Raw genomic sequence first — 16743 nt, forward strand, 5'->3', positions numbered from 1 at the left:
AAATGAAGCTTCGAATGAATGATATAAGGATGGGTGGATGGATCAGTAGATTTAAGTGTGAATGTACAGGAATATAAGGATATAAGCCTAATATACGAAAAAGGCCCTGCATAATATGCGGGGCCTCTTTCGTTTGCACCAGACTTACGGGGACAGCAAGTACCTAAAGAATTCATCTTCATAAGAGAGCAGTACCCTTTCCGAATTATGCCGATTCCCTTGGAATCAACGTAGTGGATAACATAACCGTTTCTTTTGGCGTCCCCGGGCGTTCGATCCGGCGTTGTAAAGCTTCAACGGCACGCTGTCCAAGTTCCTCTTTACACAGATTAACTGTGGTCAGGGGCGGGGAGGACGTAACCGCAGAGTGTACATTGTCGATACCGATGACAAGACAATCTTTAGGTGTAGAGATACCGATCTCCTGTAATTTGTGCATCCATTGCAAGGCAATATCATCATTAACACCAATCCAGGCATCGGGACGTTTGTCATCTGGCATGTTTTGAATGGTGGTAGCCAGCTGGTTAACCCATTCCCCGTTCTCATACGGAATATTCCATTCTCTGAAGCTGGTCGTATGACTGGTGTCCACATGGAAATGGTTCAAAGCCAACTCAATCCCGATCTTCCGCTGCGCGAAGCTTGCAGCACGCCCATCATCTGTGATCAGGCCGATCCTTCGGCAATTCATAGACATTAGATATCTAGCCACGGTGATGCCAGCTTCCAGATTATCATGGCTGATCGTATCACAATTCAGCAGGGGTTCCTGATGATCTACCAAAATAATAGGCCGACCCGTCTGAGAGAGCCGTTGCAGAACCGTATGCGGGAAAGCCCCCATGACAATAATCCCCGCACAACGTTCCCAGTCCAAGTGAGGAGCAATTGCCTTTTCGGGAGAGATGTTCTCGTCCGTCACACCGAGTGAGGGAGATACAATGGCATGATGCCAACCACGCTCATTACAGGCGGAGATCATGCCTGACAGAACACGTTGCCAGTAGTGGGGTTCACCGCGATTGAGCTGATTCATGCAAATGAGAACAAACGGGGGATCGGACGGATCCACATGATTTGCGGCAGTAGGACTGTTGGTAGCACCCGGAGTACTTTGGCGATATCCCAAAGCTCGAGCGAGTTCCAGTACCCGTGCGCGTGTTGCTTCACTAACGCCCGTCTTGCCGCTGAGTGCGCGGGAGACGGCATATTTGGATAATCCGAGCTGGTCAGCCAGCGTCTGAATGGATACTTTGCGTGACATATCATTACTCCTTCATTTGACGATCATCTTCTGACACAGTACACTTACAAATAATAATGTTATTATAATTTATCATAACAAAAATAACAATATAATTAGAGTGTTAGCTCCAATCTATATATGTTCAACTAAATATTTACACGATAACGGAGAGGGCAGAAATAACCTGAAGAAGCGAAGCGTGCGCCTTTATCACCGGATTTTCCCTTGAGAAAGGGGATCGAAAAAATCTGGGGATAACAGCGATCGGAAGGTTATTCTGCAATCGGAGTGCTGGTGTAAAAAATATTAGCTGAACTTAAATAAACCAATTCAAAGGAGACGACATCCATGGAACAGTTCAGATTACCGAAAATCCCTATGCCACAACTGGAATTGCCACAAGCTGTGCAGGATATTCTGACTGAGGCGGACGAGCGTTTGCAACATCGACCGAGATTGCTGGCTCAGTTTCGCAATTGTTTTCCGAATACACTGGAAACGACCACGAAGCTACTAGATGATGGGACAACCTTTGTGATTACAGGGGATATTCCCGCCATGTGGTTAAGGGATTCCGTAGAGCAGGTCATGCATTATGTTCCGCTTGCGAAGGATGACGAGAAGTTGCAACGTATCATTGGGGGGCTGATCAAACGGCATACATTTTATGCTGATATGGATATCTATGCTAATGCGTTCAATGAAACAGCGAATGGATGGCATTGGGATGCCGATGATGAGACGGAGATGTCACCCTGGGTGTGGGAACGGAAGTTTGAATTGGATTCCCTCTGTTTCTCCATGAAGCTGGCTTATACATATTGGCGGGAGACGGAACTCACGGATATATTTGACGAGCGCTTCAAGAAAGTGATGGAGAATATCGTACAACTATGGGAGACGGAGCAGCATCACGCAGAGCAATCACCTTACCAGTTCATGCGGCGCAATTGTCCTGCCCATGATACGCTGCGTAATGAAGGATTGGGTATGCCGGTGAATTATACGGGGATGATCTGGTCCGGATTTCGTCCGAGTGATGATGCCTGTGATTTTCATTATAATATTCCGGCGAACATGTTCGCTGCGGTAACCTTGCGCCAGATGGGGGAGATCGCGAAGTGGGTGTTCCGGGATGAGCAGCTGGTGAGTCAAATGGCTCGTTTGGAAGAAGAAATACGACATGGCATTTCCCTGTACGGTACTTACCGTCATCCGGAGTATGGACAGATATATGCCTATGAGACGGACGGTTACGGCAACTTTTGTCTAATGGATGATGCGGGCACACCTGGACTGATGTCTATACCGTATATGGAGTATGCTTCGATTGAAGACAGGGTATATCAAAACACTCGTCGATTTATTTTGAGCAAAGAAAACCCGTTCTACTATGAAGGGAAGGTAGCCAAAGGTATAGGTAGCCCCCACACCCCTCCAGGATACATCTGGCACATGGCGCTATCCATGCAGGGTCTGACCGCAGACAATGACGAGGAGATGCTGGCGATGATTGAATTACTGGAGAACACAGATGCGGGTACTGGATACATGCATGAGGGTTTCCACGCCGATGATCCAAACACGTTCACCAGACCATGGTTTGCCTGGTCCAACAGCCTGTTCTCGCAGTTGGTGTACAAGGCAATGAAAAAAGGAATTCTATAAAATGATGAAAGTCCAAAAAAACTGCCTGCAAAGTGTCCGTTCCGGTTACGAATCGTTCTTTTGATCGCTGTTATCCCCGGATTTCCTGATCGACTTTTGTAAAGTCGAAATCCGGTGATAAGCGTATGCTTCCGATGCAGCTTTCTTTCAGAAAGCTTTTGGGCGAACGCTTTGCTTCTTCAGAATCGATTTCGTCCCCTACACTACTTCGTGTTTGTCAGAAACTTTTTTGTACCTTGTATAGGAGAGGGAAGTAGGCAAAAAAAAACAAGAAAGCCCAAACTGCTGAACTTTGCAGTTGGGCTTTGTTTAATATGAAAAACACAGGCGCTTCGCTATGTGTTTTTCAGTAGATCGGCGATGAAGACTTTCTGGCCTGTGCGTGCGCTTTCCAGTGATGCGAGGACCATGGCCATGCTGAATTGGTTATCACTGCAATCGGTTTCAGGTAGTCGTCCGGATTCCAGTGCGGCGAACATGTCTTCGAGACAGCCGTGATGACCTGTTTTGTCCATGACAGGCAGTTCCGCTTCAATCCGCTCACTTGGCTGGAAAAAGGAGGGTTTGCCGTCAGCATCCAGGCTTTGCGCAGTAACTACTTCAGCATAGATGTCATCATGACCATCCCAGATGGCGGTTCCTTTTTCACCGATTACGCGCCAGCTTGCTTCCCATGATGTGGGTACACCTTCTGCGCACCAAGATCCGCGATAGTTGAATACGGACCCGTCGGACATCTCAAATATACATAACGCCATCGCATTGCCCTGATACCAGGAACCTGGAGGATTGAACTCATGGCAGTACACCGATACCGGGTTGGCTCCGAGAATATATCGTGCCTGATCAAACGTATGTATTGCCATATCAAGCAGCAGTGGGCTATCCATCAGATCACGGAATCCGCCGAAGTGTGGCCCGAGGAAAAAGTCGGCTCCTGCGTAACCTACCTGCCCTATAGCTCCGCCGGAAATAAGATGCTGGTAGGCGCGGATACGTGGATCGAAACGGCGATTCTGCATCACGGCTTGAATGTGTCCTGTACTGCGAGCAGTTTGCACAATGTCTGTGCAGTCGGAGAAGGACTCTGCCAGTGGTTTCTCGCCAAATACGTGACATCCTTCCTTCAGCGCTGTCATGGCAATGCCGTAATGACTCGCCGGAATCGTGACATCAAATACGATATTTGCACCAGTCGTTTGAATGGCTTCACGGATATCGATGAACGCAGGGCAAGTGAGGCCATGTCTTGTAGCAAAAGTAAGGGCTGTCTGTTCATACAGATCGACCAGTCCCACGATTTCTGTATCCGGCCTTTGCAAGGCATAATCCGCCCACGTGTTTGCCATGGCACCGCAGCCAGCGATAATTACCCGATAAGGATGAGTCATGTTCTCATCTCCTTCGCATGGATTGTGTTATACAGCTCGCATGGTTTCCTATACCGGATTGGGCACAAAATCTCCGCCGCGGCATTGTTTCAAATATCGCAATGCATGCACCTGTCCGGTCATTTCGAGTTCGTCTTTGTAGACGGGATCATGCCAGCCTTCAATATCAATCGTACCCTGATAACCGTTCTGGTGGAGAATGGTGATAATGTCTGCCCAGTTGTTATCCCCGAAGCCGGGTGTACGGTGCCAGACAAATTCACGTGGGCCATGCACGCCGTATTCCTTGACAATATCCCAGGCAATCGTGGCATCTTTGCCATGTACGTGGAAGACTTTATGAGCCCATTTGCGTAGCTGTGGAATAGGATCGATCAGGCTGGACATTTGATGGCAAGGCTCCCACTCCAGGCCTACATTTTCATGCGGAACAGCATCAAACATCATCTCCCAGGCCGTTGGGTTATGTGCGATGTTCCAGTCACCTGTCTGCCAGGTGCCACCCATATCACAGTTTTCAAAAGCAATGCGTACACCCCGGTCGGCTGCCCGACGTGCCAGTTCACCAAATACTTCCTTGAACCGGGGGATGGACTCGTTAATGGGTTGATCGGTCAATCGTCCGGTGAACCCGGAGACGATATCTGCACCAAAGAGCTGTGCATTATCGATCACTCGCTCCCAGCTCGCCAATGTATCGGCGTTGTCTCCGGCTCCGGTGAGCGGGTTACCAAATATACTTACCGCGGAAATGACGATACCTTGTTCGTCCACAATTTCACGGACACGTTTGGCTGTCTCTGCCAAGTCCAGATCACCAGTCGTTTGCCAGAAGGTCAGGTTAAATGATTCGAAGCCGTGTTGCATGATCTGCGGGATAACGCGGACGGCGTCCTGCCCGCCTACAAGGGTACCGATGCGTAATGATTTATTCATGGTTGTATTTCACTCCAATATTGGCTTATAGTACTTCGTGACACACTCATTATAGCCGTGGATTAACGGGATGGCTCTAAACAATCTTGTGTAATAATAGTCGGATCTTGTGAAGAGGGGGAAGAAGTCGTGCTGGATCTGAAAGCGCTTCACGAAAATACCCGAATTGACCATAAATCACATCCATTTCAGCTGTTCCAAAATCGGTGTTCTGATATGAAAGCTGAAGAATGTATTCTGTATTTGCATTGGCATGAACACTTTGAACTGATTGTTATGCGCAAGGGCAGTGCGCTGTTTCATATTGATAGCAAACCTTATGTGGTTCGAGCAGGTGAGGTCATTATCATTCCTGGAGGTACATTGCATGTCGGATATGCTCTGGATGACGGGGATGTGCATTATGATTCCGTTGTAGTGAACCGTGCACTGTTCCATGATTTCACTCATGATCCTGTGCATGAGCAATATGTCGCGCCGTATTTGGAAGGAAGAGTGAGATTTCCGGTCAAACCGGCAGAGGAAAACACAGCCTGCACAGGCTATTATTCTTTATTGAATGAAGCTGTGGAGGAAATGGCGTTACAGCCCCCGGCTTATCAGCTTGTGGTGAAATCCAAGCTGCACGCCTTGTTCACCCTGCTTGCGCGAACCTTTATGCCGCAGCAGCTACCGGATAAAACGGTCGGATCGTATTTTCCCAACCGCGAACGTTTCAAACAGTTGATCGCACAGATTGAAGCGGACCCCACAGGTAAGATGTCTGTTACGGAAGCGGCAAGTCATGTGGGATTGAATGCGTATCATTTCTGCAAAATGTTCAAAAAGCTGACCGGACGTACCTTTGTGGAATACGTGAACGGGTGCAGGATGAGTGAGGCAGAGCAACTGCTGCAAGGCAGTAGTCTGACCATTACGGAGATCGCCGCCAGAGTCGGCTGCGACAACGCCAACTATTTTACGAAATTATACAAACAATACAAGGGCATGACCCCCTCGCAGGGACGTGGAAGAAAAGAAGATTGAGCACGACCAGTTTACCAGTGGTCTCGAATAAAATGTCTATAAAGATGGTTGAGACCCTGAGTAACTCGCAGTCGCAATTGTGAGCAGAAGTAGAAGTAGAAGTAGAAGTAGAAGTAGAAGTAGAAGTAGAAGTAGAAGTAGAAGTAGAAGCAGAAGCAGAGCACACAGCAGTGATTACCGTAACCATAAATCATACGCACATCTACGAAGAATAACCCGGATAAAGGCCTCTTCAAGGCTATTATCCGGGTGGTTTTGATTCAATAATATCAAGACAATTATCTATGTGTACAACGTGCTCATTTCATAAATCTGGAGAACAGACGATTGGCTTTCTTGGCGAGGTCGTCCATTTTGACGTTGGCATGATCGAACTGATTGTATCCCCATTTGATCGTTTGCAGCATGCGTGGGGATATGGGCGTTCCTTTGATCCGTGGATAGATGTTGTGATAAGCCCAGACGAGATGCTCCCAGCGATTGTCATTGCCGTCCTGGATATACTCGGATACGTCAATCACTTTCCCGCGTCCGTTCTGGAGAATTACATTTTTCAGATGAATGTCGCGAGGGTTCAACCCGCGACTGCGAACGGCTTCTCGCGCTGCTTCCACATCGAGCATCACCTGCTCGGGGACGGGGATTCCTTTTTCCAAACATTCCAGCAAGGTATCCCCGGGTTCAAAACTGATCACAAGTACATTCCGGCCACTGCCGTAATAGGTAGGGAAGTATGGCAGGCCTTTGAGCTGCTCGTATACCTGTTTTTCATTTTCGAGTTTGTCCAAGGCATGATCCGAGTACATTTTGAAGGCATACTGCGGCAAGCCGTCATACGTAAATACAGCCGCATCCGTACCTGTGCCAATGCAATTCAATCCTTCTACATCGCCGATGATGTTCACGAGCTCATTCCGGTCGCTTCCGATGACTTGGATCTGTTGTAGTGCTTCTTCCGCCTGGAACCAATCCGGTCGATTCATGGGTGGTGCCTCCTTTTAGGATATGCCTGTACAATTTTTTTTCATATAATCATTTTCTAACGAACCGAGTAAGTCTTATTTCACGTAAATCGCCAGATCTGAAAATGTAACGAATCAGAGACAAGCTATTGGCTCATTTGCTCGCAGTAAACATGTTCTCCAACCGAAATAAGACTAATTAGCTTGTCTGGGGTTCGTTAGATTCCGTAAAACCTCGTGATCCACGTGATAAGGTGTGTGAGATTCGTTAGCGTCAGGCCCGCACTGACCCCCGGCTAGACCCGTACTAGCATCCAGGTCCCGAATTCGTGCCCTCTATAGAGTATATTATGCGTTCTGCTCCGCAATTTCATCTTTTGGTGATGTTACTATATAAACGATACGGATCGAATCGGAAACGGTTGCGTCAGAAGAAAATAACGGAAGCACGCTTGCGGCAAGATTGCCCGGGCTTTATACTGTGAGCATCAAGGGATCTTATGCAGATCCGGCATACAGAAAGGCAGATTACTTATGGCACAATACCCGCAGTGGTCTTATTCGCAGTCGCGGGCGAGTATGTTCGATGAGTGCCTGCGCAAATATTATTATCATTATTACGGTGCCCATAACGGCTGGAAGGCAGACTCTGCTGATGAGATGCAGGTTCGTCTGTACCGTTTGAAGCAGCTCAGCAATCTGTACCTTGTCTTCGGGGACCTCGCGCATCGGATGTGTGAGTCGGCGGTACGCAGCAGGGAAGAGGGCAAAGATAAACCGCGTGAACACTTTCTGGAACAGACGATACGCAAGCTGCTGAATCAGGCGTATGTGGAATCCATGGACGCGGATCAGTGGCGGCTGAACCCCAAGAATCGCACGATGCTGTCAGAGATCTATTATGGGGATGACACGTTAAATGACCGGATCGCCACGATTAAGGAACGGGCTTCGGCCTGTGTAGGTAACCTGTACCAGACGCTTACGTGGGAGGACTTGTCCCGAGCAAGTACGGACATTCTGGAGATTGAGAAATGGGATACCATGATGCTGCACGATACGCGTGTGTATGTGAAGATGGATTTATTGTATCGGCGCAGTAATGGCAATATTGTCATTGTGGACTGGAAGACGGGCAAGGAAGATGACTTCTCCGATCAGCTAATGCTGTACGCATCCTATGTGAGAGAACACTACCGAATCCCTTTGGAGCAGATTGAGCTGCGAGTGGAGTACCTGTTAACCGGAAAACACAGCGAGTTTACAGCGACAGAAGAGGATATCCGGAAGGTGGAGGAGAACGTAGGTCGTTACATTGAGGAGATGCGATCCTGCGTGGAGGATGAGTATTACAACCGTCCCAAGGACGTCACCTACTTCACAGCGATGCCATCGCACCGGTCCTGCCGGGATTGCAACTTCCGCGAAGTGTGCAGTGAGCGAGCAGTCTGAAGCGCCAAAACCGTAGGAAACTAAAGGCCTTATACCAACCAACAAGCTATCCTATATGTGAAAAAAATCAAGAAGCGCAAGCCGGGAACATCATCTGCCCGACTTGCGCTTCTATTGCGTTCCACAGGCCTGGTGGCTAGGCGCCGGATGGAACGATCATATCAAGATTACTGGACAGCGGCGGTATTCTCCAGCGCCTGACCCGCAGGAACATAGGCATGCCCGAGATCCCGGGCAACCGCCTCATACGTGATGTGTCCATTCAGCACGTTAACCGCGCTGCGAATGGACGAACTGCCGCGAATCGCGGCGGCTGCACCGTGGTTGGCCAGCTGCAGCGCATAAGGCATGGTGGCGTTGGTCAGCGCCACCGTGGAAGTACGCGGCACGGCGCCCGGCATGTTCGCCACCGCGTAATGCACGACGCCATGTTTCACATAGGTCGGTTCATCGTGGGTTGTGATATGATCAATGGTCTCAACGATCCCACCCTGATCAATCGCCACATCCACAATGACCGAACCCGGTGCCATCGTCTTCACCACTTGCTCGCTGACAAGCGTTGGCGCCTTGGCGCCCGGAATCAGCACCGCACAGATCAACAGATCTGCCGCCGCAACAGCTGTTGCAATGTTGGACGGGCTGGATACTAGCGTGTGGATCTGATTGCCAAAGATATCATCCAACTGCCGCAGACGATTCAGATTCAGGTCAAGGATGGTCACATCGGCGCCAAGACCAATAGCAATTTTGGCTGCATTTGTTCCCACCGTTCCGCCACCAATAATGACCACTTTCCCCCGACTGACGCCGGGTACACCAGACAACAGAATGCCCTTGCCACCTTCCGTTTTCTCCAGTAGCTGTGCTCCGATTTGGGAGGCCATGCGGCCTGCAACTTCACTCATAGGTGTGAGCAGGGGCAGAGCACTGTTGACCTCCAACGTCTCATACGCAATAGCCGTTACCCGACTTTTAATAAGGGCTTTGGCAAGCTCCGGTTCCGCTGCGAGGTGCAGGTATGTGAACAGAATCAATCCCGGACGAAAATATCCATATTCACTGGCAAGCGGTTCTTTCACCTTGATGATCATATCGGCTTCGGTCCACACGGACTTGGCATCCATCCGAATCTCGGCGCCTGCAGTTTGATATTCATGATCCGTGAATCCACTGCCGTTCCCCGCGCCTTGTTCAATCAGTACCTGGTGACCGGCTCTGATGAAATCAGCAGCCCCGGCCGGAGTCATTGCTACACGATTCTCATTGTTCTTGATTTCTTTGGGAATTCCGATTCTCATCACCATGCACCTCGTCCATTTATTGGTTGTTAGCTTATACTACAAGTTTATGACTTGGATAATCGTTTTGCACCTTACTTGATGTCTAATCTTTAGGAATTGAACTCAACATATTGTCGAAAAAGACTGTTCAGGACATTTGTCCATGGATTATAATGTAAGAAAAAATAACACGAAGAGGGATCGCCATTGCGAAATGACCGTGTGTTTACGATCAAAGATATCCTTGCACGTCCGGTATTTCGCCGAGCACGACTAGCGGCAGGGAAGGATGGAGTGAACCGTCAGGTTGGCTGGGTTCATGTATTGGAGATTACAAATGTATCTCCATTCGTAAGCCCCCATGATCTTATTTTATCCACTGGACTGTGGCTTCAATCGGAAGAAGGGCGCGAAGAGTATCTGCTTCAACTCATTGGCAGTGAGGCAGCCGGGCTGTGTGTGGAGTTTGGTACCAGCATATACGGAATCCCCGAAGAACTGATTGAACTGGCGGACAGACACCAATTTCCGCTAATCGTATTCGAGCAACCGGTCCGTTTTGTCGAGATCACACAGGATATTCACTCTCTGCTCATTAATCATCAACACCAGTTGCTGAAAAGTCTGGAAGCATACTCCCGTCAGCTTCAGCAACGAACATTACAGAGTACGGATATGTCTGCTGTGCTGAACCTGCTGCATGAGTACGCTGCCAAACCGGTGGTGTACATTTCGTCCATGGAGCCAGGCAGTTTTGTGCCCGAGCTTGTTCCGGAGATGGAACAGGCCATCTATACCTGGTACGAGCATGAGGTAGAACATCTGGATTTGAATGATTCAGATACCGAATTATGGTTCCACATCGACGAAGAGAAGGCTCTGCTGTGTCATCCGGTCGTCTGTTTTGGCCAGGTATTTTCGGCTGTAGGCATGATTGTGCATCCCGCAGCTCCAGTGGAATATCTCAAGCTGTTGCTCGATTATACGGCGAAGGCGGCGGCAGCGCTCACGCTTCGTTCCCAGTTTCTTGAGGAGAAGATGGTCCGCAATCAGAATGAACTGATCCAGGATCTGATGAATGGCAACATCCATCAGGAGGAACAGGCTCAGACTCGAATGGGGCTTCGTTTGCTGGTGAAGGGACAGTACTGGTTTGCAGGAGGGGTCATCGAGATTGAGCATCGATTGAAGGGTACAGGCCGGGAGCGAATGGAAGCGAATCATCAGGATGTTCTTGTCCTGCTACGTTCCCTGCTCAAGAAGAACAATCTGCCTAGCCTGATTATGCTGAAGAACAACCAGGTATATCTGTGCTGTGCGAAGGAAGTGGTAACGACTGCTGCACGTCATCAGTTGCTACGATTGCTGGAAGGAATCGCTCTGGACGTGAAGCGGTTTGCGAGCCGTAACTTGAAACAGGTTATGATTCATGTGGGATTTGGCAAGTTACGCAACCGTTTGACCAGCCTGCCGGAGAGCCTTCAGGAGGCCTATCAGGTGATCGAAGTTTCGAGATCGGTAGATTCGATGGAACATGTTCACTTTTACGAACGTATGGGTATATATCAAATGTTAAAGGCGTTACCCCAATCCTTCCTGCAACCCTTTGTCCAGGATCACCTGGGTATGTTGATTGAACATGACCAAACGCATCACCTGCGATTGGTGGAGACGTTGGATGCTTACCTGCAGAACTTTGGTTCCAAACGGGATGCAGCTGCCCAGTTGTTTATTCATCGGCAAACGTTGTACAACAGACTGGAGAAGCTGGAAGAACTGATGGGTCCAGGTTACATGGATCAAGGGAGAAGAATCTGTCTGGAGATGGCGCTGCTCGCGCACGCGATGATTGAGAATGGGCAGTGGCAATCCTCTTGATGAGGTGAAAGGGATGCAACACAGACTGTGCACCCATCTTACACTACCTTGAGCACAGTCTAGCAGTTTTTACTAATCCGCCGGGTATGTTGTAATGAAGCAGGCAGGCGTTGCAGAGTGGAAGTGGAGCGTCGGCCCCGATAAAGCTTCACTTGACCGGAGGATGGTGCCAGTGATAAGGAAGAAGGTGCAGCCAGCCGATACGGGGGGGATGACCGGTCAGGGAGTCCTTCCGGTTCTGCGACGTTGTCCTCCATTGAAATGCCACTTTGGTGCAGCCATTCATTAAGTCGTTTGGGATTGATTCCGAGTTGTCCGCTCAGATTACAGATATCGAGGTTTATTCTCACACAAATCCGCCTTTCCTGGAATATCGGGCTGGTAGTAGGGTATGAAAGGGAAGCATGAATTCGAGATCAGTAAATGCTCATGTAACATGTTGATTGCAGTTTGATCGGCGGAATGATCCATTATGATAAGAAATAATGCGGAGGCGTTTATGTATACCTTGTTATACGTTTCCATGTCCGCTGTTTTGAATATTTCCATTAAATTGGCTTTTAACAAGATTCTATCACTTCACATGCAATTGCGCGTCTCAATATAGTCTCAATTTTGTGAGAGAAAAAAGTATATTAAAAGTACCAGTATCTAGTACGGAGGACATATATGGGAAACAGTAGTGAGGCTCAATACGACAAATATCTTGAGGATGGCAAACGTTTCATTGGTCGAACCAAGGAACTGACGACACTGGAGCGGTGGTTCAATCATCCGGAAGCCCCATTAACCATATTTTCAATTACGGGTATGGGAGGCATTGGTAAATCTTCCTTGCTTTCAGAGATGTTATCTGTCTCTCGGGATCGAGGTGCGACGGCAATATGGATGGATGGTCGATCATGTGGGGCAACTCCTTCCGTTTTTATGGATTATTTGTCCTCTACATTAGGCTTGGAAACAATGGATAGTGAAGGATACCCGCGACCATTGAGTCTGCTGAGAGACACATCGATCGAGAAGAGATTGGTTCTGGCCGTGGATAATTATGAAGAGCTTGCTCTGTTAGAAAGCTGGTTCATGGAAGTCTTTGTATCCAAACTTCCGTTAAGAGGGATACTTGTCATTCTTGCATCACGCCCGGAACTGGCGTCCACCTGGCGGACACATCCCCGATTACATCAGAGATTTATACAGATGCGGCTTCAACATTTTACAGTTGATGAGATTACGGAATACATCACGGTGGCAGGCTTTCTGAATCAGGGGATGGCGGGTACCATTACGCGAATGACCGATGGACATCCGCTGGGGCTGGCCCTTGCTGTAGAAGCTGCGGATCAGAGGAGGAATCTTCCACAGTCCGAATGGGCTGAACTGTCACATATGATCAGTGCACGATTGTTATTGGAACTGACGAATTCCCGTCTACATCCCATGGTCGAGGTACTGACACTGATTGAGACAGCCAATCAGGAATTGTTATCATCTGTCCTGGACATGACTGTGACGCAAGAAGACTACCACATGCTGAGACAGATGTCGTTTATCCGTTCCGGTCCGGATGGTCTTGGACTGCATGACATGGCCAGGGTACATCTGCTACGGGATTTTCGACAGCGTGAGCCACATCGGTTGCAGACATTGCGTATCAAGATTGCGAAGCTGCTGAAACCGCTACATGAACACGCAGGGGCTCATGAGCGTCGTCAAATCGCCCGAAAGATGCTGCTGCTCTGTCAGGAATCGATGCTTCAATACCGCAAGTACGCAGACGTGTCTCGTGATTCCCTGTTCTCCCCTCTTGAGACGATGAGAAAAGAGGATCTGCCCGCTCTGCACAGCTTGTTACAGCAATGGTGCGAGTACAGCGTGGAACCATGGCAGGCTGTGTCCTATGGCCCGTTCCTGGATGAGCTGGCGCACCGTTATCCCGAAGGGATCGTATTGATGCGTGACCAGCTTGGAGAGTCAATCGCCATGTTCATTACAGTGCTAGTACATAGGGAAAGTAGCGGGCTGCTACTGAAGTATTTTCCAAATGAGATGAATGAATGCTTCACACCACAGGAGCTTGGCAATGATCCGGATCAGAGTGATACTCACTTTGCTTTGCTGGCTGCGGCAAGAGATGACGTGCCTGGTTACACACGAGAAGAACTGGTGGGGTATATGGCACTGGACCGACTGTCTCTACTGGGTGATGGTGCGCGAGCGATACTCGTTGCAACGAATCCTCACCTGAAACTATTTTTGCAAAGTATTGGATTCCAGATGCGAAGAACCCGCACTCGTGTCTGTGACAGATTCGAGGACCAGGCGGACATACTTGATTTGGATTTGCGTAGCGGGCATTTCGGAGAGTGGGTCATGTCTCTGCTTGATCCGAAATCAACAGAAGATCGTATACAGCCGGAAACAACAGAAGTGGATGGTGTCATCTGGACTGAACAGGATGTTCGCAAGATGTTGGGGGATCTTCGTTCCCCGGGAGAATTGCATGAATATGCTGACAGGGTTAGAGGAGTAAAGGATGGAATCCAGTTACAGCTGTATGTCATGGATCTGTTGGAAGGCAGAGTACATGGCCTATCTCCACAGGATCAGATGCTGTTATGCGCGGCCTACTGGACGCATGCTGGCAATCCAACTGCCGCAGCCCAGACGTGTTCCATGAGTCGGGCGACATTTTATCGCCATCTCAGAACAGCGCTGACTCGCTTGGCGCGGATTTTGTAGGGTTCTATTCGTTCGTCATACCGATAATGAAGACAAGAAGAGGCTGGTCATAGACCAAGCCTCTTCATGCGGTTATAGAGCGTTGCCCTGGAGATGCCAAGTTGCTTGGCGAGTGTTCGTTTGTTGCCATCTGCTGCTTTCAGATATTGAATTAGAAGCTGCGCCTCATAGGTGTCCAATTTTTGCTGGTAGGTAACACCTGAGACAAGTTCGGAATCATCTGAGGGATCTAATTCGTCCACATTTGCAACGGATCGAGGTTCTTTTTCTGGTTCTGCTCCCGCCGAATCCTGACGTTGCTGATTTTCGTTGTTGGCATATGAATGAATTCCGGATGTCAGTTGAACTTCGGACTGTTCTTGCATGATGAGGGAAGTGAGGGTATCTGGCAGATATTCCTGCTTCACCTCACCATCTGTCGTCAGAATGGTCAGGCGTTCGATCACATTTCGTAATTCACGTACGTTGCCTGGCCAATCATATTGGAACAGCAACTTGAACACTTCAGGTGGAACCAATTCAATATGACGGTTATAGAGCAATGAGAATTCTTGAAGGAACGTCTGGGTTAATTCATATATATCTTCCTTGCGCATACGCAGAGGAGGGATGACTAGGTTAATGACATTCAGCCGATAGTAGAGATCTTCTCGGAATTGATTACGGGCAATCATACTCATTAGATTCTGGTTGGTTGCTGCGATAATCCGGCAGTCGGCCTGTTTCATACGCGTTCCCCCCACAGGAAAGTAACTCTTCTCCTGCAACACCCGAAGCAGTTTCACTTGCAATTCCAATGGCATCTCACCGATCTCATCCAGAAAAAGAGTACCCCCTTCGGCAAGCTCAATCTTGCCCTTTTTGCCTTTGGGATCTGCTCCGGAGAAGGCACCTTTTTCGTAGCCGAACAACTCACTTTCAAACAAGGAAGCAGGAATTGCCCCACAGTTAATAGCGATGAACGGTGCAGTCTGCGATTCACGAAGATCATGAATGGCTTTGGCGAATAACTCCTTGCCTGTGCCGCTCTCTCCGAGGATAAGTACGGTTGCTGAGGTGGTACTGATCTTGCGTATGGTCTCCATGCACTGTTTGATGACCGGGCTGCTGCCCTTGATTCTGGCAAATGGATCTAATTCGGGACGTAGCCGAGCAACGGCTTTCTCCAGGTGCTGGACTTTGGAGGTCATATGTAATAGTTCCTGATGTAATCGGATTTCGGTTGTTATATCCACTTCTGCAGCAACTGCACCTACAATATGTCCATCCAGTTGGACAGGACGAGCATTAATCAGCGCGAAGAGGTCGGGCCGTGGCTGATGCTGTTTGCGATAGACCGTTTCACCGGTATACAACGTTTTGAGAGACTGTAGCCGATCTGGAGGGAAAAAGTCCGCTGCGGGTTGTCCGATGATGTCTTTTTTGCTGATCGAAAAAACATGCTCCGCGCCAGTTGTCCAGTAGGCCACCTTGGCATCTTCATTAATTAATGTCAGAGCTGAACCCGCTGTCTCCAGTGTGGTCTCAAAATAAGCTTCTATTAGGCGATGCGCATGCATCATGGCATGTAAAACATCGGATACGGCGATATATCCCAATAGAGGGCCATCATCCTGAATGAATAAATAAGAAGATGTGTCGAATAAGCAGAAGGCATCTACCAACGATGTTGATGACGGAATGGTAAGTGTGGGGAGGTCTGTATCCAGAACATCCATATCCGTACGCAATAAAGACATTAATTCTGGAAGTAAATGTTTCATCGATATCACCTCAGTTAGAACATAACTTTTGGAAACGACTTCTTTTACACGAGTTACTTACAAAGTGATCTACATATGAAATGACTGGAGAATGATGGTTACCCATATTATAACTTTCCAAATGAGGTGTGTATATATTTTTTGACATGAAGCATACATGTTGTCGGCACAGAGGAGATCGATGTTGAATTTTCATTTCTTTTATTCCCTTTTAATATTATTTAAAGGAATTAATGTTAATTATTATAGACCATTTAGTGATTAAGGTGAGGGTTAAGTTATTAAAATTGACATTTAAAATACCTGATAGAACTGTTATTTCTCAATATGTTACACGGGCAGTTGAAGTGATTATTCGTATAGAACATGAATTGTCCACACCATTATGAAACTTCT

Annotated in this window: 12 protein-coding genes; 5 read left to right on the forward strand and 7 right to left on the reverse strand. The window is 48.3% G+C overall.

The features are described 5' to 3' along the window. Positions 1 to 205 precede the first annotated feature (205 nt). The gene (locus MHH92_RS05715; protein ID WP_340902564.1) at positions 206 to 1267 is read right to left on the reverse strand and encodes a LacI family DNA-binding transcriptional regulator; all 1062 of its coding nucleotides are present in this window, start codon (positions 1265 to 1267) and stop codon (positions 206 to 208) included. Positions 1268 to 1597: 330 nt separating this feature from the next. On the opposite strand from MHH92_RS05715, the gene MHH92_RS05720 reads away from it, so the two are divergent. Next, entirely contained in the window at positions 1598 to 2917 is a 1320-nt protein-coding gene (locus MHH92_RS05720; protein WP_340902566.1) for a glycoside hydrolase family 125 protein, read from the forward strand. Between the two features lie 335 nt (positions 2918 to 3252). On the opposite strand, the gene MHH92_RS05725 is transcribed toward MHH92_RS05720, so the two are convergent. Then, positions 3253 to 4308 carry a Gfo/Idh/MocA family protein gene (locus tag MHH92_RS05725; RefSeq protein WP_340902568.1) on the reverse strand — a complete coding sequence of 352 codons (1056 nt, stop codon included), beginning with the start codon at positions 4306 to 4308 and terminating at the stop codon, positions 3253 to 3255. Between the two features lie 48 nt (positions 4309 to 4356). After that, positions 4357 to 5244: a sugar phosphate isomerase/epimerase family protein gene (locus MHH92_RS05730; protein ID WP_340902569.1), complete on the reverse strand. Its 888-nt coding sequence runs from the start codon at positions 5242 to 5244 to the stop codon at positions 4357 to 4359. A gap of 129 nt (positions 5245 to 5373) precedes the next feature. Here MHH92_RS05730 and MHH92_RS05735 point away from each other — a divergent pair, with 129 nt between their 5' ends. Then, complete coding sequence (locus tag MHH92_RS05735) at positions 5374 to 6270, forward strand: AraC family transcriptional regulator (RefSeq protein WP_340902570.1); 897 nt, start codon at positions 5374 to 5376, stop codon at positions 6268 to 6270. Positions 6271 to 6569: 299 nt separating this feature from the next. Here MHH92_RS05735 and MHH92_RS05740 read toward each other — a convergent pair whose 3' ends face one another. After that, positions 6570 to 7253, reverse strand: coding sequence for a serine/threonine protein kinase (locus MHH92_RS05740; RefSeq protein WP_339189360.1), 684 nt, complete (start codon positions 7251 to 7253; stop codon positions 6570 to 6572). A 513-nt stretch (positions 7254 to 7766) separates the two neighbouring features. On the opposite strand from MHH92_RS05740, the gene MHH92_RS05745 reads away from it, so the two are divergent. Further along, on the forward strand, positions 7767 to 8684 hold the full coding sequence (locus tag MHH92_RS05745) for a PD-(D/E)XK nuclease family protein (RefSeq protein ID WP_340902571.1): 918 nt from the start codon (positions 7767 to 7769) through the stop codon (positions 8682 to 8684). A 167-nt stretch (positions 8685 to 8851) separates the two neighbouring features. On the opposite strand, the gene ald is transcribed toward MHH92_RS05745, so the two are convergent. Then, a complete protein-coding gene (gene ald / locus MHH92_RS05750) occupies positions 8852 to 9985 on the reverse strand; it encodes an alanine dehydrogenase (protein ID WP_127547145.1) in 1134 nt (377 codons plus the stop codon). A gap of 189 nt (positions 9986 to 10174) precedes the next feature. Here ald and MHH92_RS05755 point away from each other — a divergent pair, with 189 nt between their 5' ends. Beyond that, positions 10175 to 11845: a PucR family transcriptional regulator gene (locus MHH92_RS05755; RefSeq protein WP_340902573.1), complete on the forward strand. Its 1671-nt coding sequence runs from the start codon at positions 10175 to 10177 to the stop codon at positions 11843 to 11845. A gap of 59 nt (positions 11846 to 11904) precedes the next feature. Here MHH92_RS05755 and MHH92_RS05760 read toward each other — a convergent pair whose 3' ends face one another. Beyond that, positions 11905 to 12195, reverse strand: a complete 291-nt coding sequence (locus MHH92_RS05760; RefSeq protein ID WP_340902574.1) for a hypothetical protein — start codon at positions 12193 to 12195, stop codon at positions 11905 to 11907. Between the two features lie 319 nt (positions 12196 to 12514). Between MHH92_RS05760 and MHH92_RS05765 the strand changes: the two genes are divergently transcribed. Further along, positions 12515 to 14584, forward strand: a complete 2070-nt coding sequence (locus tag MHH92_RS05765) for an nSTAND1 domain-containing NTPase (protein WP_036672392.1) — start codon at positions 12515 to 12517, stop codon at positions 14582 to 14584. A gap of 47 nt (positions 14585 to 14631) precedes the next feature. Here MHH92_RS05765 and MHH92_RS05770 read toward each other — a convergent pair whose 3' ends face one another. Next, the gene (locus tag MHH92_RS05770; RefSeq protein ID WP_047841884.1) at positions 14632 to 16347 is read right to left on the reverse strand and encodes a sigma-54 interaction domain-containing protein; all 1716 of its coding nucleotides are present in this window, start codon (positions 16345 to 16347) and stop codon (positions 14632 to 14634) included. Positions 16348 to 16743 lie beyond the last annotated feature (396 nt).

The sequence above is a fragment of the Paenibacillus sp. FSL M7-1414 genome (assembly GCF_038003195.1).
Taxonomy (GTDB): domain Bacteria; phylum Bacillota; class Bacilli; order Paenibacillales; family Paenibacillaceae; genus Paenibacillus; species Paenibacillus amylolyticus.

What these genes read in the sequence shown, in the direction of transcription:
- MHH92_RS05715 (WP_340902564.1), bottom strand. Translation starts at nt 1,267, where the DNA reads ATGTCACGCAAAGTATCCATTCAGACGCTGGCTGACCAGCTCGGATTA.
- MHH92_RS05720 (WP_340902566.1), top strand. Translation starts at nt 1,598, where the DNA reads ATGGAACAGTTCAGATTACCGAAAATCCCTATGCCACAACTGGAATTG.
- MHH92_RS05725 (WP_340902568.1), bottom strand. Translation starts at nt 4,308, where the DNA reads ATGACTCATCCTTATCGGGTAATTATCGCTGGCTGCGGTGCCATGGCA.
- MHH92_RS05730 (WP_340902569.1), bottom strand. Translation starts at nt 5,244, where the DNA reads ATGAATAAATCATTACGCATCGGTACCCTTGTAGGCGGGCAGGACGCC.
- MHH92_RS05740 (WP_339189360.1), bottom strand. Translation starts at nt 7,253, where the DNA reads ATGAATCGACCGGATTGGTTCCAGGCGGAAGAAGCACTACAACAGATC.
- MHH92_RS05745 (WP_340902571.1), top strand. Translation starts at nt 7,767, where the DNA reads ATGGCACAATACCCGCAGTGGTCTTATTCGCAGTCGCGGGCGAGTATG.
- ald (WP_127547145.1), bottom strand. Translation starts at nt 9,985, where the DNA reads ATGAGAATCGGAATTCCCAAAGAAATCAAGAACAATGAGAATCGTGTA.
- MHH92_RS05765 (WP_036672392.1), top strand. Translation starts at nt 12,515, where the DNA reads ATGGGAAACAGTAGTGAGGCTCAATACGACAAATATCTTGAGGATGGC.
- MHH92_RS05770 (WP_047841884.1), bottom strand. Translation starts at nt 16,347, where the DNA reads ATGAAACATTTACTTCCAGAATTAATGTCTTTATTGCGTACGGATATG.